Genomic DNA, 21811 nt, shown 5'->3' on the forward strand with positions numbered 1-21811 from the left:
CGATGGTCGTCCCCGAGCCGGGGCTGCCGGCGAAGGTCACCATCTACGAGGTCGGTCCCCGCGACGGCCTGCAGAACGAGCAGGTCGCCGTGCCGACCGCGGTGAAGGCCGAGTTCGTGCAGCGGCTGCTGCAGGCAGGCCTGCCGGTGGTGGAGGCGACCAGCTTCGTCCACCCGAAGTGGGTGCCGCAGCTGGCCGACGCCGCCGAGCTGATGACCGGCCTCACCGCCGACCTCGGCGACCGGGCGCGCGAGCTGCCGGTGCTGGTGCCCAACCAGCGCGGCCTCGACCGCGCCGTCGAGCTCGGCCTTCGCCACGTCGCGGTCTTCGCCTCCGCGACCGAGACCTTCGCCGAGCGCAACCTCAACCGCACCCTCGAGTCGCAGTTCGAGATGTTCGAGCCCACCATCGACCGTGCCCTCGCCGAGGGCATGGACGTGCGCGGCTACGTCTCGATGTGCTTCGGCGACCCGTGGGAGGGCGCGGTCCCCGTCGAGCAGGTCGTTGCCGTCGGCAAGCGGCTGCTCGACCTCGGCGTCGGCCAGCTCAGCCTCGGCGACACCATCGGCGTCGCCACCGCCGGCCACGTCCGCGCGCTCGTCGCGGCCTTCGTCGACGCCGGCGTGCCGGCCGACCGGCTCGCGCTGCACTTCCACGACACCTACGGCCAGGCGCTCACCAACGTGCACGCCGGCCTGCAGTCCGGCGTGACGACGTACGACGCCTCCGCGGGTGGCCTCGGCGGTTGCCCCTACGCGAAGAGCGCCACCGGCAACCTCGCCACCGAGGACCTGGTGTGGTTCCTCACCGGCCTGGGCATCGAGCACGGCGTCGACCTCGGCTCCGTCGTCGCGACCAGCACGTGGATGGCCGGGCAGCTCGGACGACCGAGCCCCTCGGCCGTCGTCCGCGCCCTCGGCACGGCCTGACGCTGCGGCCCGGCCCCCACCCGGGGCCGGACGGGCCGACCTGTCGGCAGCACGGCAGTCGGACACCCGTACCGTTGGGCCATGGGTCGAGCTCGCGTCTGGGGATGGGCAGCCGCGCTGCGGGAGGGATCGACCACTCCGTGGGAGGAGTGGCCGGACGACGCGTCCGGTGAGGGCCCCGCCTTCGCCGACGAGCTCCCGGGCGCGCAGCAGCTGGGCCTGCTTAGGCGGCTGAACCTGACCGGCCGCGGCCGTCGCGACCTGCCGGTCCTCGGCGACGACCGGCCCGGCCCCTTCGGCCCCCGACCCGTCGACCCCGACGCGCTGCCCGACGGCGAGCTGCTCCGCGTCGCCGCTGCCCTCATCGCCGACGACGTCGCCGCGGCCGCGGACGAGGCGGTCGACGAGCGCAGCCTCGGCGAGCGCGTCCGCACCGTGCACCGCCCGTGGGTGCGCTCGTTCGTGGTCGTGGGCGTGCAGTGGCGCGCGGACTCGGTGCGCGCGGGCCTCGCCGCCGAGGGGCGACCGCAGGGTGGCCGCCGGCCCACGGCTTACCTGCTCGCCGACGACCTCGGCGCCGTCCTCGCCGACGCCTGGACCGCCCGCGCCTTCGACCAGGGCGGCCCGACGTGGCCGGAGTTCCTGCGCAACTCCGCCAGCTTCGGCCACCTGCCGCCGCGCGCCGACCTCGCGCGGATGGCCCGCTCCGCCGCCCACAAGTACGGCGCCGACCGGGTCACCGTCGTCCTCGACCCGACGCAGCTCGCGAGCGAGCTCGGCGTCCCGCGGCTGCAGGAGCCGCCGCGGCTCGGGGCGCACGCGGTCGACCTGGTCCGCCGCGTCGGCGAGCCGCTCGGCCTGCTCGTCGACCACGCCCGCCGTCCCGGCCTGCTGCGCGCCACCCTCGGCCGCCGCCTCGACGGGAAGGGCGGGGCGCGGCTCACCGTGCCGCCCCGCCACGCCGTCTGGCTGAGCACGATGGCCGAGCGCACCCGCCACGACCTCGCCGCTGCTGGCTACCCTGTGCTCGGCGATCTCGACCGGCTGCTGCCGGGCGACCTCCCCGAGGAGCCCGTCGTGCCGGTCGACGCCGAGGTGCTGGCGCTCGCGCTCGGGCTGCTCCTCGACCCGGTGAGCGCGAGCCAGAAGGAGGGCGCGTAGGGATGGCGGACCGCATCCTGCTCCACGTGGGGACGCCGAAGACCGGCACGTCGTACCTCCAGGACGTGCTCTTCCAGAACCGGCCGACCCTGCTGCGCAACGGCGTGCTCTACCCCGCCGACCGCTTCGACGAGCACTTCCTCGCCGCGCTCGACCTCATGCGCCTGCGCTGGGGCGGGCTGGAGCGCGAGGCCGTCGGCGCCTGGGACCGGCTCGCGCAGCAGGTCCGCGAGCACGACGGCACCGCCATCATCAGCCACGAGATCCTCGCGACCGCGTCGCGCAGCCAGGTCCAGCGCGCGCTGTCCTCGCTCGGCCACGAGCCCGGCGGTGGCGGCACCGAGGTGCACCTGGTCATCTCCGTGCGCGACCTCGTGCGCCAGATCCCCGCCGAGTGGCAGGAGAACGTCAAGCACCGGGCGCGCTTCAAGTTCTCCCGCTTCCTGGAGCTGATCCGCGACCCCGAGCGCAACCACCGCGTGGGTGCGTGGTTCTGGGGCGTGCAGGAGATCCCGGACATCCTCGACCGCTGGGGCGCGACGATCCCGCCCGAGCGGGTCCACGTCGTCACGGTCCCGCGGCCCGGCGGCCCGAAGGAGGTGCTCTGGCAGCGGTTCAGCAGCGTCTTCGGCCTCGACGACCTCGACCTCGACCTCGGCACCGAGCGCTCGAACCCCAGCCTCGGCGTGCCCGAGTCCGCGCTGCTGCGCCGGATCAACCAGGCCTGCACCCGCGACCTGCCGCCGGTGCACTACCGGCCACTGGTGCGCGAGCTGCTCGCCCACCAGACCCTGTCGCGTCGCACCGACTCGCCGCGCCTGCGGCTGCCACCGAGCGAGTACCCCTGGGTCGCCGAGCTGACCGAGCAGTGGATCGCCGAGCTCGCCGAGCGGGGGTACGACGTCGTCGGCGACCTCGCCGAGCTGCGCGGGGACGAGCCGGACGCGGAGACCTGGGCCGACCCCGACCGCCCGCGCGAGCGGGAGGTCAACAAGGCCGCGCTCGACGCGATCCGGGCCCTCCTGGTCGAGGCTGCCGAGCGGCAGGCCGAGGCGGAGCGGCTGCGGGCGAAGCTCGAGGACGCCAGGCGCGACCTGATCCGCTCACGCTCGCCCCGGCTGATGCGCACGATGGAGTGGACGGTGCGCCGGCTCGAGGACAGCCCGCGCGGACGGCAGGCGCTCGGCGTCTACCGCCGGGCCCGCGGGCGCAGCTCCCTGTCGGCGTAGCGGCCGATCCGCCAGGTGCTCCACGCGTCGGCGCCCAGGCCGACCGCGCCGCCGACCACGGGCACCCGCTTGCCGACGGTGGTGGCGATCCGCTTGCCGATCACCCGGCCGATCAGCTCGTTGGCCAGCACCGTCGTCATCGTCTGGTCCAGCGTGGGGTCGTGCTGCGGCGCGGTCGCGACGGCCATCGGCGGCGCCGGCAGCTGGGCCTTCTTCACCATCCGCTGCACCGTGTCCTCGCCGAGGATGGTCTCGAGGATCGCGTTGCGCACGCGGGGGTCGTCGAGGTCGTAGCCGCGCAGGTGGGCGATGCCGGCGACCATCCGGCTCTGGATGAGGGCCAGGCCGGCGATGTTCGCAGGCGCGACCACGGCAGCGGTGAGCAGGCCGCCGAGGTTCGTCGCGAAGCCCCCCACGCCGGCGTACAGCACGTGGTTCTCGATGACCTCGCGCACGGCCTTGTCGACGTTGCCGTGCTGCTCGCGCAGCTGCTCCTCCGCAGCCTGTGCCGCCGGCGGCAGGGGGCCGACGCCGTTGATCGCCCGGTGCAGCGCCTCGCGCACGAACGACTGGGTCAGTCCGGGCGCCATCTGCGTGACCCGCGGCGCGAGCTGGCGGGCGGCCTCGACGGCGAGGCCCTTCTTCAGACGGGAAGCCATGCGTCGATCCTAGAGAGCGGGCGGGCACCCGGGCCCTACGCTGGGGGCGTCCCGCTCCCCGACGCCGAGGTTCCTGCCATGCGCCTGACCGTCCGCTCCCTCGCCGCTGCCGCCTCGGCCGCGGCGCTGGCGCTCTCCCTCACGGCCTGCGGCGGGGGAGACGACGATCCCGGGGAGCCGCGAGCGTCGGCGAGTGCCACGGAGTCGGACGGCGGGTCGGACGGCGGCTCGACCGACGGGTCGGCCGACGGGTCGGACGGCAGCGAGGGTTCCGCCGGCCCCGGCGCCGCGTCCACCGACGGTGAGCCGGGGGAGCCCGGCAGCACCAGCGCCCCGCAGCCCGCCGACAGCGACCTGTGCACCGCCCTGTCGGGCGTGCTCGAGGTCGTCGCGCCGATCCAGGGCGAGCCGGACGAGGCGGACTGGGGCCGGATCCAGGAGGCGTACGCCGCCCTCGGCGACGCCGACCTGCCGAAGGGCGCGACCGCCCGCCACCGGCAGGGCCGCGACGCCGCGGTCGGCGCCATCACCTCGCTCAGCTGGCGCGAGGCGCAGGAGGCCTTCGACGACCCGAGCGGTCGCGTCCCCGGGCTCTCCGACGACGACCAGGCGAAGGCCAGCGAGTTCTTCGCCTGGTCCGGCCAGCAGTGCCCCTCCGTGCTCGGCACCGGCGACCCCGAGGGCTCCGTCACCACCCAGTGACCACCTGACAGGCAGCCGTGACCAGCCCCGTCGAACCCCCGCCGACGTCGTGGGTCCTCCCGAGCCGGGAGGACCTGGCCGCGCTGCCCGTCCTCGATGCGCCGCTCGACCCCGACGACCCGGAGCTCGACGACCCCGACCTCGCCGCGCACGACTCGAGCGACCTGGTCGCGGTCGGGGCCGACCTCGAGCCCGGCACGCTGCTCGCTGCCTACCGGCGCGGCCTGTTCCCGATGCCCGAGGGTCGCTCGGTCGGCTGGTGGTGCCCGGCCCGGCGCGGCGTGCTGCGGCTGGACCGGTTCAAGGTGTCGCGGTCGCTGCGCCGCTCCGCGCGCACCTTCGAGGTCCGTGTCGACACCGCCTTCGAGGAGGTCCTCGCCGGCTGCGCGGACCCGCGCCGCCCGCACGGGTGGATCGATCGCCGCATCAAGCGCGCCTACACCGAGCTCCACCGCCTCGGCTGGGCGCACTCGGTCGAGACCTGGCGCGACGGGCGCCTGGTCGGTGGCCTGTACGGCGTGGCGATCGGTGGCCTGTTCGCCGGTGAGTCGATGTTCCACCGGGAGACCGACGCCTCGAAGGTCGCGCTGCTCGGGCTGGTCCGCCTGCTCTCCGCGGACGACGACGGAGCGGCGGGGCGGCGGCTCGTCGACGTGCAGTGGGCGACCCCGCACCTGGCGAGCCTGGGGGTGGAGCAGGTCCCGCGCTCGTCGTACGTCAGCGGGCTGGAGGCGCTGCTCGCCGTCCCGCACGCCGAGTTCCGCGCTCCGTGCATGGACTGAGCCGGACCGGGCAAGGGACGGGGGGACCCGGCCGTGCCTGCCGGCGTCCCCGCGCGGGCACGTCCCGTCCCGCGCCCCCCAGGGAAAGGAACTCTCGGATGACTCCCATCAAGCGACCGCTCGCGGCTGCCGGCGCCGGCGCACTGCTCGCCCTCGCGCTCACCGCCTGCGGCGGAGACGCGCCGACCGACGCGTCGACCCGTGACTTCTGTGACGCGGTGCAGGACATCTTCGAGACCACGAGCGAGGTCCAGGGCGACGAGCCCACCGAGGACGAGTGGGAGGAGATCCAGGACGCCTACGACGACCTCGGCGAGGTCGGCACGCCCGACGACATCGGCGACTCGGAGCGCAACGGCTTCGAGGTCGTGGTCGACACGATCACCGGCCTCGACTACGACGAGGCCAAGAAGGTCTTCGCCAGCGAGGACGACAGCATCCCCGGGGTGTCGGAGGAGGAGGACAAGGACGCCGACGCGTTCTTCGAGTACGTCGAGGAGAAGTGCGCCGACGCGCTGGAGCCGGGCGGGGCGACGTCCGACCCGGTCGAGCCGCCGCCGAGCGACCTCGGCACCCCCGACCCGAGCGAGGTCCCGACCGAGGTGCCGTCCGACTTCCCGACCGACCTCTCGCCGGAGGAGCTGGAGAGCCTGCAGTCGGAGCTGGAGAAGCTCACGGAGTCGCCCGCCGAGTGACCGGGGCGACCGGGGGCTGACCGCGGGTTGTCCGCGAAATCGCGGGCAGGCGGAGCCGTCCGGTGCGTAGGGTGGCCCGACGGGGCAGGGTCGGGCCGGGAACGGCGCCGGTCCGTGCCCCTCGTCCATGTGCGGGCGCTCCTGCCCGTGCCCCCCAGAAAGGAACCCCTCGGAATGACTCCGATCAAGCGACCGCTGGCTGCCGCCGGCGCCGCCGTCCTGCTCGCCCTCTCGCTGTCCGCCTGCGGCAGCGACGGCGCGCCCACCGACGCCTCGAAGGCCGACTTCTGCAAGGTCGTCAACGACGAGGGCGGTGGCGAGGAGGCCTTCGAGGCCGCCTCGAAGGGCGACTGGGACAAGCTCCTCGACCTGCTGAAGGAGCAGGCCGACGAGGTCGAGGAGGTCGGCACGCCCAAGGGCATCCCGGACGACGCGCGCGAGGGCTTCGAGATCCAGCTCGACGCCGTCAAGGACATCGACGCCAAGGACCTCGAGAAGGCCGTCGAGAGCCAGGAGGACCCGTTCGAGGCCGGCCTGTCCGACGCGGACAAGAAGAAGATCGAGGCCTACGAGGAGTACGAGAACGAGACCTGCGACTGAGTCGCTGGTCCGCGGCACGACCTCGGCGCACCGAGCGCCATCGTCCGGCCGGCCCCCGTCGGGGGTCGGCCGGTTGTCGTTCCGGGGTCGGTCAGATGACCGTGGCCGGCTGGCCGGTGTCGGACACCATCGCCCGACCGGCCCGCTCCCAGCCGATCATCCCGTCGACGAGGTTGACCACGTCGTAGCCCTGCTGAGCCAGGTAGGCCACCGCTCGCGCGGACCGGCCGCCCGCCTTGCACACGACGAGCGTCTGCGGCGCCTCGAGCTCCACGAACTCGCCGAGCCGCGCCGGCAGCTCCATCAGGGGGATGTGCACGGCGCCGTCGATGTGCCCCGCCGCCCACTCGTCGTCCTCGCGCACGTCGAGCACCACCAGCTCCTCGGGCAGCGGGTCCGGCACGTTCTCGATCTCGACGCTGGGGATCATGCCGCCCAGCCTAGGACGCCGCCGGGCGGTCGCTGCAGCCGCCGGTCAGCGCCGGACCCGGAAGGTCCACGTGCGCACCGTCGCGTTGCCGAGCGCGTCGCGCACGACCAGGCGGACCCGGTGCCGACCGGGAGGCAGCGCCTTGCGGGCCTGCCAGCGCACGACGTCCCGGCGGGCGTCGTACCTCCCGGCGACCCGGCGCCCGTCGACGCGCAGCACCACGCTGCGGGCCCGCACGGCCGACCAGCGGTCGACCACCCGGGCGCGCACGAGGGGGGTGCGGTCGCGGGTGCCGCCGACCGGCCGCAACCGCGCCACCGCCGGCCCCCGGGTGTCGACCCGCCAGCGCCGCACCGCCGGGGACGGGTCGACGTTCCCCGCCCGGTCGACGGCGCGCACGCGCAGCACGTGTGGCCCGTCGCGCAGGCCGCCGAAGGTGGGGGTGGCGGCGCAGTCGCGCCACCGACCCGCGTCGAGCCGGCAGCGGAACCGCCCCGGCTCGTCGCTGGAGAGCCGGAAGCGCGCGTTGCGGGCGCGCACCGTCCCCGTCGGCCCGCCCCTGAGCGTGGTGCGCGGCGCCACCGTGTCGGGCAGCACGACCACGTCGACGCTCGCCGCGGTGCTCTCGCCGCCGGGTGCGGTCACCGTCACCGTGGCCGTGCGCGTTCCCGGCGAGGTGTAGGTGTGGTTGGGGTCCGGGCCGGTCCCGGTGTGCCCGTCGCCGAAGTCCCACGCGTAGTCGAGGTCGGCCGTGCTGGGCACCAGGTCGGCGCAGCCGATCCGCAGCGCCGGGTTCACCGGGTCGTGGATGACGATCGAGACCGCCTTCGCCCCCGCCCGGACCGGCTGCGCCACCACGACCTCGCCGCTGGCGCCGCTCGCGTCGGAGGTGAACGGCAGCCAGACCTCGTTCTCCTCGGCGAAGGGTCGGCCCTCGTCGAACCGGAAGTGCGCCCCGCCGCGGGTCGCCGAGGTGCACGGCTGCTCGTGCACGTGCACCTGGTGCGCCGCCTCCGGCGCCAGGCCGGTGACGTCGAGCGCGGCCAGGGTCCGGCCGCGCGAGCGGACCAGTCGTGCGGTGCCCGACAGGTCGGGGAAGGTGTCGACCCCGTCGGCGTACGCGGTGAAGGAACCAGCCGTGCCGACCTCGGTCGTGAAGGCGACCGGCAGGGGCGCCGTAGCGCCGGGTGCGTGGTCGGCGTGGGCGTGCACGTCGGGCAGGCCGCCCGGGTCGGCGCCGACCGTGACGACCAGCTCCTGGCGGAACACGCCGCCGTTGCCGTCGTCGACGGTCAGCACCGCCGTGTAGGTGCCGGGAGCGGTGTAGGTGTGAACGGCGTGCGGCGTCCACGCACTGCCGCCGGGAGCCTCGGGGTCACCGTCGCCGAAGTCCCAGTGGTGCGTGAGCGGGTCGCCGTCGGGGTCCGTCACGTCGGCGGTGAGCTCGACCTCCAGGGGGGCGGGGCCGTGGTCGGGGGAGGCCGTCGCCGTCCCGGTCGGCAGTGCGTTCGCGGCCTCCTCGACCACGACGACGCCCCACATCACCGTGCCGTGCAGCGAGCAGACGTAGTGGTAGGTCCCCGGTTCGGTGAAGGTACGACGCACCGGCGGGTCGCCTGGGACCCGGTACTCACGCACCGGCTCGGACCACGGGCTGCGGACGTCCTCGGAGGTCAGGTCGTGCTCCATCGCGGCCGCGTCGAAGCGCCACTCCACGGTGTCGCCGGGGCGGATCGTGATCGTGTTGCCCCCGGTGTCGACCGACTCCCACCGGCTGCCGTCGGCGTCGTCGACGGCGTCGACCACCCAGGTGCGGGGCGCGGGCTCGTCAGCGGCCACCCGCGCCGGCGCGACGGCGAGCAGTCCGAGGACGACGAGCAGCGCGGTGGCGACCGGTGCGAGCGGCCCTCGCCGGTCGCGCAGGAGGTGGCGGGCACGCCGGGCGGCGCGGAGCGCGGAACGGGTGGGGGACATCGTTGGCCCTTTCGCGGAGGCAGTGGGCCGAACGATGTTCGCATACTGGAACCGGGTTCGTCACCCGGTCGCGCTCGAGGTCAGCGCACGAAGCTGTTGTCGTGCTCCGCCGAGAGCCGGGCGCGGATGCTCAGCAGGGTCTCGACGATGTGGTCCTCGCGCTCGGGGGTGAGCCGGCTGATCGGGACCGCGACGCTGATCCCGTCCTGGACCGGCCGGGCGAAGGGCAGCGCCACGCCGAAGCAGCGCACGCCGATGCACGACTCGTCGCTTTCGGAGGCGTAGCCGAGCCGCTCGGCGTCGTCGATGATCGTGAGCACCGCGTCGCGGTCGGTCACCGTCTTCGCGGTGAACGCGGCGATCTCGTCGGGGACGAGCGCCTCGCGCGCCTCGCGGCTGTGCTCGGCGAGGATCGCACGGCCCAGTGCGGTGGAGTACGCCGGGAGGCGGCGTCCCACGGGGGTGTGCATCCGCAGCGGGTGCAGCGACTCGCGCTTCGCGGTGTAGATGACGTCGGCGCCGGCGAGGCGGCCCAGGTTGACGGTCTCCTCGGTCGCGGACGCGATCTCGTCCATGATCCCCTGCGCCCGGGCCAGCACCGGGTCGCCGGAGAGGTAGGCCGAGCTGACCACCAGCGAGCGGATGCCCAGCTGGTAGATGCTGCCGGTCGGGTCGGTCTGCAGCCAACCGCGGTCGGTCATCGTGCGCAGCAGCGCGTGCAGGCTGGACTTGGGGATGCTCAGCCGGGTCGAGAGCTGGAGCTGGGTACCGGGGCCGTTCGCGGCGATCTCGTCGAGCAGGTCCAGCGCGCGGGCCGCGGACTTCACCGGTCCGGCGGCGGCGCCACCGGTGCCGGTGCTCGTGGTGCTCGTCGTGCCGGCGCCACCGGCGCGGCCGTTCGACGTGCTGGTCGCCTGCTGGGCCATGGGTCCCCCAAGGGTGTGCGGTCGACGCGTCCCACAACGCGTCCTCGCCCCGACTCTAGCGGCTGTTCGCATACATGGACGAGCTTCAGGCCCTTGACCGTGACCCGCGTCACGTTGTAGCGTCCCGGTTCACAGATACGAACACAGTTCACGAAATCGAGGAGCCCCCGTGATCCAGGTCCGCTATTCCACCTCACCGTCGAGCGTGGAGACCGCACGCGCCGCGGACCTTCGCGAGAACTTCCTCGTCGACGACCTGTTCCGGGCCGGCGAGGTCCGCGGCACCTACACCCACGACGACCGGCTGGTCATCGGCGGCGCGGTGCCGGCCGACGGCCCGCTCGAGCTCCCCGCCTGGGACGTGCTCGGCACCGACTCCCACCTGGCCCGGCGCGAGCTCGGCATCGTCAACGTCGCCGAGACCGGCCACGTCCTGGTCGACGGCGAGAAGTTCGAGCTCGCCCACCTCGACGGCCTCTACGTCGGGTGCGGCAGCGAGGTCTCCTTCGCCGGGGAGGACGCCGCCTTCTACTTCGTCTCCGCACCGGCGGGCACGAAGCACCCGACCACCGTCGTCAAGCACGCCGAGGTCGAGCCGGTCGCCATCGGCACCGACGCCGGTGCCAGCGCCCGCCACCTGTACCGCTACGCGTGGGGCGAGCAGCTGCAGACCTACGGCCTCCAGTTCGGCGTCACGGTCATCGCCGACGGCTCGGTGTGGAACACCATGCCGCCGCACCTGCACGACCGGCGCACCGAGGTCTACCTCTACGTCGACCTCGACGAGGAGGACCGGGTCTTCCACTTCCTCGGCCAGCCGGGCGCCACCCGCCACCTGGTCGTCTCCGACCGGCAGSCCGTCATCTCGCCGCCGTGGTCCATCCACTCCGGGGCCGGCACCGGGTCCTACGCCTTCATCTGGGCGATGACCGGCGAGAACAACGTCTACACCGACCTGTCCGGGGTCCCCCTGGAGGAGCTGTGACCACTGCCGCCACGCGCTCGCCCTTCGACCTCACCGGTCGCCGGGCGGTCGTCACCGGCGCCGGCCGCGGACTCGGCCAGGGCGTCGCCCTCGGCCTCGCCCGCGCCGGGGCGGACCTCGTCCTCCTCGGGCGGCCGGGCAGCCAGGTCGACACCGAGAAGGCGGTGCGCGAGCTCGGCCGTGACGTGGAGGTGCTCGACCTCGACGTCGCCGACCTCGACGCCGTGCAGCAGGTCTGCGCGGAGGTCAACCAGCGCCACCGCGTCGACGTTCTGGTCAACAACGCGGGGACCATCGAGCGCGCCGACGCCGTGGACGTCGAGCCGGCCGCCTGGCAGCGGGTCCTCGACGTCAACCTCACCGGACTGTTCTTCCTCTGCCAGCAGCTCGGCCGCCCGATGGTCGAGCGCGGCAGCGGCAAGGTCGTCAGCATCGCCAGCCTGCTGTCCTTCCAGGGCGGCATCCGCGTCCCGGCGTACGCCGCCAGCAAGCACGCCGTCGCCGGGATCACCAAGGCGCTCGCGAACGAGTGGGCGCCGGCCGGCGTCCAGGTCAACGCGATCGCCCCGGGCTACATGGCCACCGACAACACGGCCGCGCTGCGCGCCGACCCGGACCGCTCGCGACAGATCCTGGAGCGGATCCCGGCCGGGCGCTGGGGCTCCCCGGCCGACGTCGCCGGGGCCGCGGTGTTCCTCAGCTCCCCCGCCTCCGACTACGTCAACGGGCACGTCCTCGTCGTCGACGGAGGCTGGATGGCCCGCTGACCCGATCCACCACGTCCACCACGTCCACTCCCGTCCACCCTTCGTCGACGCCGCTCGGGGCGCCCAACCGCTTCCTCCCACCCCACCCGCCGGAACCACACGGCACCAAGAAACGAGGATCAACGATGACCCGCACCTCCCGCCCCGTCGCTGCACTCTTCAGCCTCGGCCTCGCGGCCGTCGCGCTCGCCGGATGCAGCGAGGGTGAATCCACCGCCAGCGCGGACGCCGGCTCCTGCGAGCCGTCCGACGTCAAGCTGGTCGGCCAGGTCCGCAACGAGTCCAACCCCTACGAGGCCGCCTGGCTCGACGGCGGCGACGCCTTCGCCGAGTCCGTCGGGCTGGAGCAGGAGCGCCTGACGTACGACGGCGACTCCACCAAGCAGCAGGAGCAGGTCCGCCAGCTCCTGGCCGGCGACACCGACTGCCTCGTGATGAACGTGCTCCCCAACGGCGACGCCGACACCACCCCCATCGTCAAGGGCGCCGACCAGGCGGGCGCGTACCTCGTGACGCAGTGGAACAAGCCCGCCGACCTCGACCCGGCCGACTACGACCGCTGGGTCAGCCACATCACCTACAACGGCGTCGAGTCCGGCCAGCAGATCGGCGACGCGCTTGCCGAGGCGATCGGCGGCAAGGGTGGCATCATCGCCCTCCAGGGTGTCCTCGACACCGCCGCAGCCAAGGACCGGTTCGCCGGCCTCGAGGCCTCGCTGGAGAAGAACCCCGACGTGAAGCTCCTCGACCAGCAGACGGCGAACTTCTCGCGCGCCGAGGCCCTCGAGGTCACCAAGACACTGCTCACCAAGCACGGCGACGCGGTCAAGGGCATCTGGGCCGCGAACGACGACATGGCCCTCGGGGCGCTCGAGGCGCTCAAGCAGGCCGGCCGCGACGACGTCGCCGTCGTCGGTATCGACGCCGTTCCGGACGCCCTCACCGCGATCCAGGACGGCACGATGACCGCGACCGTCTCCAGCGACGGTCCGTGGCAGGGCGGCATCGGCCTCGCCATCGGATTCTGCGCCGCGACCGGTGAGATCGACGTCGCCGACCTGCCGGCCGACAACCGGGCGTTCTTCGCCGAGCAGTTCCTGATCACCGACGAGAACGTCGCCGACTTCGCGACGCCGGCCACCGACGCGGCCGACTTCGAGTGCGACAACGTCTTCGACCGCGTGGCAGGTCCGCTGTCGTGACCATGACATCCCCCGCCGAGCACGCCCGGGACACCGAGGTCGTCGCGGCGCGCCCCCAGCCTCGGCGGGGGGTGTCGCTCCGGGACGCCGGCCCACCGGCTGCCCTCCTGGTCGTCGTCGCGGTCTTCGCGGCGCTCAGCCCGCAGTTCCGCAGCGTCGCGAACTTCCAGAACATCGCCGACGCGGCTGCCGTCCTGGCGGTCGTCACCTGCGGCATCACCTTCGTGCTGATGATGGGGTCGATCGACCTCTCGGCCGCCGGGGTGATGGGGGCCTCCGCCCTCGCCGTCGCCCTGCTGGTCGAGAACAACCGCAACGGCAACGACCTCGGGCTGCTGGGCATCGCGATCGCGGTGCTGCTGGCCGCCGGCCTCGGCGCCCTGAGCGGGCTCGCGCTGGTGCTGCTCAAGGTGCCGTCGTTCATGGCCACGCTCGGCGTCTCGGCCGTCGGCCTCGGTGTCGCCACCCTCATGTTCAACGGTGTCCAGCCCAACATCTCCGACACCATGCTCGAGGGCTGGGCGACCGGCCGGTTCCTCGGCTTCTCGTGGCTGACCTGGATCGCCGTCGGCTGCGTCCTCGCCGGCTGGCTGGTCCAGCGCTACACCCGACTGGGGCGCTACGCCTACGCCATCGGCGGGGCCGAGGAGGTGCTCGCCCTGTCCGGGGTGCGCGTGGCGCCGTACAAGGTCGCCGTGTTCACCCTCGCCGGGGCCTTCTACGGCCTCGGCGGCGTCATGGTCACCAGCCAGCTCGGCGCGGGGCTCGTCCAGGCCGGCAAGGGCTACGACTTCGCCGCGATCACCGCGGCCGTCGTCGGCGGCACCCTCCTCACCGGCGGCCGGGGCGGCGTCCTGCACTCCGCGGTCGGCGTGCTGCTCATCGTCGTGCTGACCAACGGCCTGGTCCAGATCGGGATCAGCCCCTACTGGCAGGGCGGTGTGCAGGGCCTGATCGTGGTCGCCGCGGTCGCCGCAGCAGTGATCCCCCAGCGACGCAGGAACCAGGTGGTGAAGTGACCATCCATCTCGACAAGGAGGCCCGCGTGCCCAACCCGGCGACCGTGCCGGCACTCGAGGTGCGCGGCCTGGTGAAGCACTACCCGGGCGTCAAGGCGCTCGACGGCGTCGACCTCGTCGTCCGGCAGAACGAGGTGCTCGGCCTCGCCGGCGAGAACGGCGCGGGGAAGTCGACGCTCCTCAAGGCCCTCGTCGGGCTCGTGAAGCCCGACGCCGGCGAGATCTGGGTCCGCGGCGAGAAGGTGCGCCTGCGCAGCGTCGTCGACGCGGCGGACAAGGGCATCGGCATGGTCTTCCAGGAGCAGTCCCTGGTGCCGAACCTGACTGCCGCGGAGAACATCGTGCTCGGCTCCGAGGGCCGCGGCGTGCGCGGCGGCGTCTACCGCTGGGACACGATGCGCCAGATCGCCCAGGAGCAGCTCGACAAGATCGGCTCCAGCATCGACCCGCTCGCCCGCACCGACACGCTCTCCTTCGCCGACCGGCAGATGGTCGAGATCGCGAAGGTGCTGCGCATCGAGCAGCGCAGCCAGCACCCACCGGTGATCATCCTCGACGAGCCGACCTCGGTGCTGGAGTCGAAGGAGATCGAGACCCTCTTCACGCAGGTACGACGCCTGCGCGAGTTCGCCTCCGTCGTCTTCGTGTCCCACCGGCTCGACGAGGTGCTCGACGTCTGCGACCGGGTCACCGTGCTGCGCAGCGGCCAGTCCGTCGGCGAGGTGAGCACCGAGGGCGCCGCCCCCGACGAGCTGCACCGGATGATGATCGGCTCGACCGGGTCGGACGACCACTACCACGACAACCTGGCCGAGCGGCCCGACGAGCCGCGCCCGCGGCTGAGCGTGCGGGGCCTGTCCGGCAAGACCTTCCGCGACGTCGACCTCGACGTCGCCGCCGGCGAGATCGTCGCCATCGTCGGCGTCCACGGCTCCGGCCGGGAGGACGTGTGCCGGGCGCTCTTCGGTGCCGAGCCGACGACCTCCGGCGAGGTCACCCTCGACGGCGAGGTGCTGCACCTCTCCGGCACCCGGGCCGCCTGCTCCGCCGGCATCGGCTACGTCCCGGCCGAGCGCAAGACCGAGGGCATGGTCGGGCCGATGTCGGTCGCCGACAACATGACCCTGACCCGGCAGAAGAGCCGCTGCTCCGGTCCACTGGTCGCGCCGCGCAAGCAGGCCTCGCTCGTCGACTCGTGGATCAAGCGGCTATCGATCCGCACCCCCCACCGCGGCACCGCCATCCAGCGGCTGTCCGGCGGCAACCAGCAGAAGGTCGTGCTCGCCCGCTGGCTCGTCGGCGGCGACATCCGGCTGCTGCTGCTCGACCACCCCACCCGCGGCCTCGACATCGGCGCCCGCTCGGAGGTCTACCGCCTCATGCGCGAGCTGTCGAACAGCGGCGTCGCGACGGTGCTGCTGGCCGACAGCCTGGAGGAGGCGATCGGCATGGCCGACCGGATCCTCGTGATGAACGACGGCCGGGTGGCGACGGAGGTCTCCTGCCCCTCGGGTGCCAAGCCGACGCCGCTGGACCTCGTCAAGGAGATGGTATGACCACCCCCGTCATCCCCCGGCCGGCTGCGGAGCCGGCGGTCGCGGCGCACCACCCCACCGTCGGCGAGCGGCTGACGTCGTTCATGCCGGTGATCGCCCTGGTCGCGCTGCTGACCGCCCTCTCGATCGCCGACCCGGGCTTCTTCACCCAGCGCAGCCTCACCGCGGCGGCGATGACGGCGGCACCGCTCATCGTGCTCGCGGCCGGTGCGACGCTGGTCGTGCTCTGCGGCGGCATCGACCTGTCGATCGCCGCGATGGCCTCGCTGTCGACGGTCCTGCTCGCGCTGTGGCTGCCCGACCTCGGTGGGCTCACCACCCCGGCGGTCATCCTCGTCGCCGGGGCGATCGGGGCCGTGCAGGGACTGGCCCACGTGCTGCTGCGGATCCCGTCGTTCATCGTGACCCTCGGCGGGATGAGCATCTTCTCCGCCGTCGCCCTCGTCGTGTCCGACGCCGGCACCGTGCCGGTCCTCGACGACTCGTCGATCTCGTGGCTGAACCTGTACGTCGCCACGCACGTCCCGATGTCGGTGGCCGTCGCGGTGCTCGTCGTCGCCGCCATCGCCAGCGTCGTCCGGTTCACCCCGCTCGGCAGCTGGGTGACGGCCACCGGCTACTCCGAGTCCGCGGCCCGCCTCGCCGGCGTCCCGGTCGACCTGGTCAAGGTCGGCGCGTTCTGCATCTCCGGTGCCTGTGCCGGGCTCGCCGCGGTCATGCTCGTCTCGCGCAACTTCAGCGGGAACCCGTCCATGGCCGACAACCTGCTGCTCCCGGCGGTCGCCGCGATCGTCGTCGGCGGCACCGCGATCACCGGCGGCCACGGCAGCCTGTGGCGCAGCCTGGCCGGGGCGCTCGTGGTCACCCTGCTCCGGGTCGGGCTGCCCATCGTGGGCGTCCCGTCGGCGTACGAGCAGATCCTCTACGGCGCGATCATCGTCGCCGCCGTCGCCCTGACGCTCGACCGCTCGAAGGTGATGGTCATCAAGTAGCGCTCCTCGCCCCCACCCACCGGAACCACCCGAGATCCCCGGTGCGGCCACCACCCGCACCCGTCCGTACTCCCGACGCCAAGGAAAGCGACATGACCACCACCGTCAGCAACGACACCGCCAGCCTGCTCCCGTCCGTCAGCTCCTTCCTCTCCTCCCCCCGGCAGCTGCTCATCGACGGGGAGTGGGTCGACGCGCAGGACGGGCGCACCTTCGCCACCCTCAACCCCGCGACCGAGGAAGAGCTCGTCCAGGTCGCGCAGGGCTCCGCCGCGGACGTGGACCGGGCGGTCGCCGCGGCCCGCCGCGCCTTCGAGGCCGGCTCGCCCTGGGCGCGGATGACGCCGCGCGAGCGCTCGCACCTGCTGTGGCGCATCGGCGACCTCGTCGAGGCGCACGCCGACGAGCTCGCCCAGCTCGAGGCGCTGGACAACGGCAAGAGGGTGGAGGCCGCCCGCGACGGCGACGTCGCCACCACCGCCGAGCTGTTCCGCTACTTCGCCGGCTGGGCCACCAAGATCGAGGGCACCACCATCCCGATGTCGGTGCCCGGCCGCGACTTCCACGCCTACACCCGCCGCGAGCCGATCGGCGTCGTCGCCGGCATCGTGCCGTGGAACTTCCCGCTGCTGATGGCCGCCTTCAAGATCATCCCGGCGATCACCGCGGGCAACACCGTCATCCTCAAGCCGGCCGAGCAGACCCCGCTCACCGCGCTGCGCCTGGGCGAGCTGCTGCTCGAGGCCGGCGTCCCCGCGGGCGTCGTCAACGTCGTCCCCGGCTTCGGCGACACCGGCGCCGCCCTGGTCGACCACCACGGCGTCGACAAGGTCGCCTTCACCGGCAGCACCGAGGTCGGCAAGAAGATCGCCGCGGCCGCTTCGGGCAACCTCAAGAAGGTCTCGCTCGAGCTCGGCGGCAAGGCTCCCAACATCATCTTCGACGACGCGGACATCGACGCCGCCATCGCCGGGGCCGTGCTGGGCGGCTACTTCAACGAGGGCCAGTGCTGCGTCAACGGCTCGCGCCTCTACGTCCACCGGGCGGTCTTCGACGAGGTCGTCGAGGGCGTCGCCAACGCGGCGCGGGCGATCCGCGTCGGCAGCGGCTTCGACCCGTCGACCGACATGGGGCCGCTGGTCTCCCAGGAGCAGCACGAGAAGGTGCTCGGCTACATCCGCAGCGCCCTCGCCGACGGCGCCGAGGTCACCGCGGGCAGCGCGGACCGGGTGGGGGAGCGCGGCTACTTCGTCCAGCCGACCCTGATCACCTCCGTGACCGAGGACATGGCGGTGCAGACCGACGAGATCTTCGGGCCGGTGGTCACCGCCATCCCGTTCGACTCCGAGGACGAGGTCGTCGCCGCGGCCAACAACACCGTCTACGGGCTGGCTGCCGGCGTGTGGTCGAAGGACATCGGTCGCGCGCACCGCGTCGGCGGCCGCCTGCGGGCCGGCACCGTGTGGCTCAACACCTGGCACGCCGACGACGTCACCCTGCCCCGGGGCGGGTTCAAGCAGTCCGGCTGGGGTCGCGAGCTCGGTGCGTTCGGCCTCGACGACTACACCGAGCTCAAGACGGTCATCGCCGAGCTCCGATGACGCACGCCGCAGAGGTGCTGGGGCGTCACCGCGTCGTCCCGGTCGTCGTCCTCGGCGACGTCGACCGGGCCGACGGCCTCGGTGAGGCCCTGGTCCGCGGCGGCCTGCCCGTGGCGGAGGTGACCTTCCGGTCGCCGGACGCCGCGGCAGTCCTGCGCCGCCTCGCCGACCGCGGAGACCTCGTGGTCGGCGCCGGCACGGTGCTCACCGCGGAGCAGGTGGACCTGGCCCACAGGTCGGGCGCCGGCTTCGTGGTGAGCCCCGGGTTGAGCGTGGCCGTGGTCCACCGCTGCCGGGCGCTCGGACTCCCCGTCCTGCCGGGGGTGAGCACCGCCAGCGAGATCATGCGGGCCCTCGACCAGGGGCTCGACCTGGTGAAGTTCTTCCCGGCCGAGCCCAGCGGCGGCCTGCCCGCGATCAGTGCCCTGGCCGCCGCCTTCCCCCAGGTGACCTTCGTGCCGACCGGCGGGATCTCCGCCCGTCTCGCGCCCGACTACCTCGCCCACCCCGCCGTGGCCGCCGTCGGCGGCAGCTGGATGGTCCCGCCCGACCTGCTCCGCGCCGGTCGGTGGGACGAGGTCACCGACCTCTGCGCGACCACCGTCGCCGCCGTACCCGGCGCGCTCGAGCCGCTCGTCCCCGGGACGGTGCGGGGGTGAGCGACCCGTGAGCCTGGTGCCGCTCCGGCCGGCGGACGAGTGCGAGCTCGACGTCGTCGCGCTCGGCGAGGTGATGCTGCGACTGGACCCGGGCGAGACCCGGATCCGTGCCGCGCGCCGCTTCGAGGTCTGGGAGGGCGGCGGGGAGTACAACGTCGCGCGTGCCCTCAGCAGCGTCTTCGGCCTGCGCACCGCCGTCGCGACGGCCCTCGTCGACAACGAGGTCGGCCGGCTGGTCGAGGCGCTGGTGCGGGCCGGTGGGGTCGACACCTCGCTGGTCCACTGGCGCGCGTTCGACGGCGTCGGCCGGGCGGCCCGCAACGGGATCAACTTCACCGAGCGGGGCTACGGCGTGCGCTCGGCACTCGGCGTCTCCGACCGGGCCGGGACGGCCGTCAGCCAGCTCGTGCCCGGCGACCTCGACTGGGACGACCTGTTCGGGCGCCGCGGCGTGCGCTGGCTGCACACCGGTGGCGTCTTCGCCGGCCTGTCCGACACAACCGCCGAGGTCGCCCGCGAGGCGATGGCAGCAGCACGCGCCCACGGCACCGTCGTCTCCTACGACACCAACTACCGGCCCAGCCTCTGGGCGGACCGGGGCGGCCAGGCGCGGGCCCGCGAGGTGAACCGCGAGCTGGCCGGCCTCGTCGACGTCCTCGTGGGCAACCCGTCCGACTTCAGCGACGACCCGCCCCCCGACGACCCGGCCGCTGCCGCCGAGCTGCTCGCCGGCTCCTTCCCCACCCTGCGCGTGGTCGCGACGACCCGGAGGGTCGTGCACTCGGCCGGCGACAACGACTGGCAGGGCCTGGCCTGGGCGCCCGGCCCGGGGCTGTGCGCGTCGACCGTCCGCACGCACCTGTCCGTCCTGGACCGGGTCGGCGGTGGTGACGGCTTCGTCGCCGGCCTGGCGTGGGGCCTGCTCACCGGGGAGGACCTCTCATCCAGCGTCGAGCTCGGTGCCGCCCACGGCGCCCTGGCGATGAGCACCCCCGGCGACACGTCGATGGCCTCGCTCGACGAGGTCCGCGCCCTCGCGACCGGAGGGGACGCCCGGACGCGACGCTGACCGGACGCGCCTGATCCACCACGATCCGTTCACGAACATGAACGGATCGTGCTATTTGTTCACGAATCTGGACGTGGTTCTTGTATTTGTGTGACGGGCGTCATACGGTCCCGGCAGGGGCCCCCACCCTCGGGGCCCTCGCGGAACACCCACCCGAGACAGGGGATCCCAGATGACAGTGCAACGCCGGTCACTCCGGTCGCGGTTGCGCCATCGCTCCCGACGGCTCGCAGCCCACTCCTTCGCGGCACTCGTCGCGATGTCGGTGGCGCTGCCGCTCACGGCGACGACGGCGCCCGCGCACGCGGCGGAGGAGGACGACGTACTGAGCGTCCTGCTCTTCTACAAGGACAACTTCCACGCCTCGCACGTGCAGGCGCGCCAGGCGGTGAACGAGCTCGCGGCGGACCTCGCCAGCGAGCACGGCCAGACCCTCCAGGTCGAGGAGACGCAGGACGCCGGTGCGTTCAACGCGGACAACCTCGCCACCAAGGACGCCGTGGTCTTCGCACAGACCGGCGGCGTCCTGTTCAACACCGAGCAGCGCGCGGCGCTCGAGGACTACATCCGCGGTGGCGGCGGCTACATGGGCCTGCACTACGCGGGCTGGTCCGTCGGCCAGAGCGAGCACGACGTCAACCCGTTCTACCTGCGCCTCGTCGGCGCGATGTCGGAGGGCCACCCGGAGAACCCGGCCATCCGCTCCGGCAAGGTCGTCGTCAACGACGCCACGCACCCGCTCGCCGCGGGGCTGCCGAGCGACTTCACCCGCAGCGACGAGTGGTACGACTGGACCGTCAACCCGGCCCAGGACGTGCGCACGATCCTGTCGGTGGACGAGTCGTCCTACAACAGCGCCGGCCAGCAGGGCACGAACCACCCGGTCACGTGGTGCCAGCAGATCGACTCGGGGCGGTCCTGGTACACCGCGATGGGCCACGAGGGCACCGCCTACTCCGAGCCGGTGATGCGGACCCAGATGCGCAACGGCCTGGCCTACGCCAGCGGCCTGGTGGCGGCCGACTGCTCCCCGCCGGCGAAGGACCAGCACGGACGCTGGAGCGGCGTCACGCCGTGGCCGCTGATGCCCATCAACATGACGCTGACCGCGGACGGCAAGGTGCAGTCCTTCGSCAGCGTCTCGTCCGGCTGCACCGACTCGACGCCCTTCGACTTCTCCGGCAACAGCTGTGTCTTCCAGGGCGGCCAGACCGAGTTCGACGTGTGGGACCCCGCGGTCGAGCGCACGCTCGAGAACTACCGCGACGGGCTCTCGCCGAACACGACCTACACCGACCTGTTCTGCTCGATGCAGGTGCAGAACCCGCACCGCAAGGTCGTCATGACCGTCGGCGGTGACGACTCCCTCGGCGGCAACGCCCCCAACGACGCCGCGATCGGCGTCACCAGCTTCTCCTCGAAGCAGGGCCTCCGCGACGAGGCGCCGATGAACATCCCGCGGTGGTACCCGACCGGCACGACGATGCCCGACGGCTCGATCGTGGTCCAGGGCGGCAGCCTGCGCGGCGGCCCGGGCGGTCCCGGCGTGCTCACGCCTGAGGTCTACCGGCCCGACGAGGGCAACGGCTGGACGCTGCTGACCGGCGCGACCAGCGCGGCGGCGTACGGCGACGGCGGCGGTGGCCAGCCCGACGAGAACCGCTGGTGGTACCCGCGGGCCTTCGTCGCGCCCGGCAGCGGCACGCTGTTCAACATCTCCGGCACCCAGATGTTCGAGCTCGACCCGAGCGGTGACGGCGAGCTGACCCTGCGCGGCACCCTGCCGGCGAACGTCGCCGACCAGGGCGCGAACGGCCGTCCGGTCGGCGCGACCTCCACGGCTGCGATGTACCGGCCCGGCAAGATCCTGCAGG

At 73.3% G+C, this 21811-nt stretch carries 21 protein-coding genes; 17 read left to right on the forward strand and 4 right to left on the reverse strand.

Going from position 1 to position 21811, the window contains the following annotated elements; genetic code table 11:
• Window positions 1–2: 2 nt before the first annotated feature.
• The 3 genes from L615_RS01050 to L615_RS01060 all read left to right on the forward strand — a co-directional run bounded on the left by L615_RS01050 (window position 3) and on the right by L615_RS01060 (window position 3319).
• Window positions 3–929 (forward strand): hydroxymethylglutaryl-CoA lyase, encoded by a 927-nt coding sequence (locus tag L615_RS01050; RefSeq protein WP_051485861.1) that lies wholly within the window; start codon window positions 3–5, stop codon window positions 927–929.
• 81 nt (window positions 930–1010) lie between these two features.
• On the forward strand, window positions 1011–2090 hold the full coding sequence (locus L615_RS01055; protein WP_145723818.1) for a hypothetical protein: 1080 nt from the start codon (window positions 1011–1013) through the stop codon (window positions 2088–2090).
• Window positions 2091–2092: 2 nt separating this feature from the next.
• Window positions 2093–3319: a hypothetical protein gene (locus L615_RS01060; protein WP_145723819.1), complete on the forward strand. Its 1227-nt coding sequence runs from the start codon at window positions 2093–2095 to the stop codon at window positions 3317–3319.
• Here the strand turns inward: L615_RS01060 and L615_RS01065 are convergent.
• Window positions 3280–3978: an EcsC family protein gene (locus tag L615_RS01065; protein WP_145723820.1), complete on the reverse strand. Its 699-nt coding sequence runs from the start codon at window positions 3976–3978 to the stop codon at window positions 3280–3282. The two genes, L615_RS01060 and L615_RS01065, sit on opposite strands and share 40 nt — an antisense overlap.
• A 78-nt stretch (window positions 3979–4056) precedes the next feature.
• Here L615_RS01065 and L615_RS01070 point away from each other — a divergent pair, with 78 nt between their 5' ends.
• The 4 genes from L615_RS01070 (at window position 4057) to L615_RS01085 (ending at window position 6757) form a co-directional block, all read left to right on the forward strand.
• Window positions 4057–4680, forward strand: a complete 624-nt coding sequence (locus L615_RS01070) for a hypothetical protein (RefSeq protein WP_145723821.1) — start codon at window positions 4057–4059, stop codon at window positions 4678–4680.
• A 17-nt stretch (window positions 4681–4697) separates the two neighbouring features.
• The gene (aat, locus tag L615_RS01075) at window positions 4698–5462 is read left to right on the forward strand and encodes a leucyl/phenylalanyl-tRNA--protein transferase (RefSeq protein ID WP_222430401.1); all 765 of its coding nucleotides are present in this window, start codon (window positions 4698–4700) and stop codon (window positions 5460–5462) included.
• 98 nt (window positions 5463–5560) lie between these two features.
• Window positions 5561–6157, forward strand: a complete 597-nt coding sequence (locus L615_RS01080) for a hypothetical protein (protein WP_028655988.1) — start codon at window positions 5561–5563, stop codon at window positions 6155–6157.
• Window positions 6158–6331: 174 nt separating this feature from the next.
• Entirely contained in the window at window positions 6332–6757 is a 426-nt protein-coding gene (locus L615_RS01085) for a hypothetical protein (RefSeq protein ID WP_028655987.1), read from the forward strand.
• A 91-nt stretch (window positions 6758–6848) separates the two neighbouring features.
• On the opposite strand, the gene L615_RS01090 is transcribed toward L615_RS01085, so the two are convergent.
• From L615_RS01090 to L615_RS01100, 3 genes are all read right to left on the reverse strand, one after another.
• Window positions 6849–7187, reverse strand: coding sequence for a rhodanese-like domain-containing protein (locus L615_RS01090; RefSeq protein ID WP_036518013.1), 339 nt, complete (start codon window positions 7185–7187; stop codon window positions 6849–6851).
• 45 nt (window positions 7188–7232) lie between these two features.
• Window positions 7233–9161 (reverse strand): PKD domain-containing protein, encoded by a 1929-nt coding sequence (locus L615_RS01095; RefSeq protein ID WP_145723822.1) that lies wholly within the window; start codon window positions 9159–9161, stop codon window positions 7233–7235.
• An 80-nt stretch (window positions 9162–9241) separates the two neighbouring features.
• Window positions 9242–10087: an IclR family transcriptional regulator gene (locus L615_RS01100; protein ID WP_028655985.1), complete on the reverse strand. Its 846-nt coding sequence runs from the start codon at window positions 10085–10087 to the stop codon at window positions 9242–9244.
• 169 nt (window positions 10088–10256) lie between these two features.
• Between L615_RS01100 and kduI the strand changes: the two genes are divergently transcribed.
• The 10 genes from kduI to L615_RS01150 all read left to right on the forward strand — a co-directional run.
• A complete protein-coding gene (gene kduI, locus L615_RS01105) occupies window positions 10257–11072 on the forward strand; it encodes a 5-dehydro-4-deoxy-D-glucuronate isomerase (protein WP_145723823.1) in 816 nt (271 codons plus the stop codon).
• A complete protein-coding gene (kduD, locus tag L615_RS01110; RefSeq protein WP_028655983.1) occupies window positions 11069–11839 on the forward strand; it encodes a 2-dehydro-3-deoxy-D-gluconate 5-dehydrogenase KduD in 771 nt (256 codons plus the stop codon). The genes kduI and kduD overlap by 4 nt, the downstream gene beginning before the upstream one ends.
• Before the next feature lie 125 nt (window positions 11840–11964).
• Window positions 11965–13041 carry a sugar ABC transporter substrate-binding protein gene (locus L615_RS01115; protein WP_028655982.1) on the forward strand — a complete coding sequence of 359 codons (1077 nt, stop codon included), beginning with the start codon at window positions 11965–11967 and terminating at the stop codon, window positions 13039–13041.
• 2 nt (window positions 13042–13043) lie between these two features.
• The gene (locus L615_RS01120; protein ID WP_232221792.1) at window positions 13044–14060 is read left to right on the forward strand and encodes an ABC transporter permease; all 1017 of its coding nucleotides are present in this window, start codon (window positions 13044–13046) and stop codon (window positions 14058–14060) included.
• Window positions 14057–15616, forward strand: coding sequence for a sugar ABC transporter ATP-binding protein (locus tag L615_RS01125; RefSeq protein WP_036518010.1), 1560 nt, complete (start codon window positions 14057–14059; stop codon window positions 15614–15616). Before L615_RS01120 ends, L615_RS01125 begins: the two co-directional genes overlap by 4 nt.
• The gene (locus tag L615_RS01130; protein WP_028655979.1) at window positions 15613–16608 is read left to right on the forward strand and encodes an ABC transporter permease; all 996 of its coding nucleotides are present in this window, start codon (window positions 15613–15615) and stop codon (window positions 16606–16608) included. Before L615_RS01125 ends, L615_RS01130 begins: the two co-directional genes overlap by 4 nt.
• A 92-nt stretch (window positions 16609–16700) precedes the next feature.
• A complete protein-coding gene (locus L615_RS01135) occupies window positions 16701–18209 on the forward strand; it encodes an aldehyde dehydrogenase family protein (RefSeq protein WP_145723824.1) in 1509 nt (502 codons plus the stop codon).
• The gene (gene eda, locus L615_RS01140; protein WP_051485849.1) at window positions 18206–18868 is read left to right on the forward strand and encodes a bifunctional 4-hydroxy-2-oxoglutarate aldolase/2-dehydro-3-deoxy-phosphogluconate aldolase; all 663 of its coding nucleotides are present in this window, start codon (window positions 18206–18208) and stop codon (window positions 18866–18868) included. Before L615_RS01135 ends, eda begins: the two co-directional genes overlap by 4 nt.
• A gap of 7 nt (window positions 18869–18875) precedes the next feature.
• Entirely contained in the window at window positions 18876–19937 is a 1062-nt protein-coding gene (locus L615_RS01145) for a sugar kinase (RefSeq protein ID WP_028655977.1), read from the forward strand.
• 259 nt (window positions 19938–20196) lie between these two features.
• On the forward strand, window positions 20197–21811 hold a 1615-nt coding region (locus L615_RS01150), incomplete at its 3' end, for a ThuA domain-containing protein (RefSeq protein ID WP_145723846.1).

The sequence above is a fragment of the Nocardioides sp. J9 genome, assembly GCF_007829375.1.
Taxonomy (GTDB): Bacteria; Actinomycetota; Actinomycetes; order Propionibacteriales; family Nocardioidaceae; genus Nocardioides.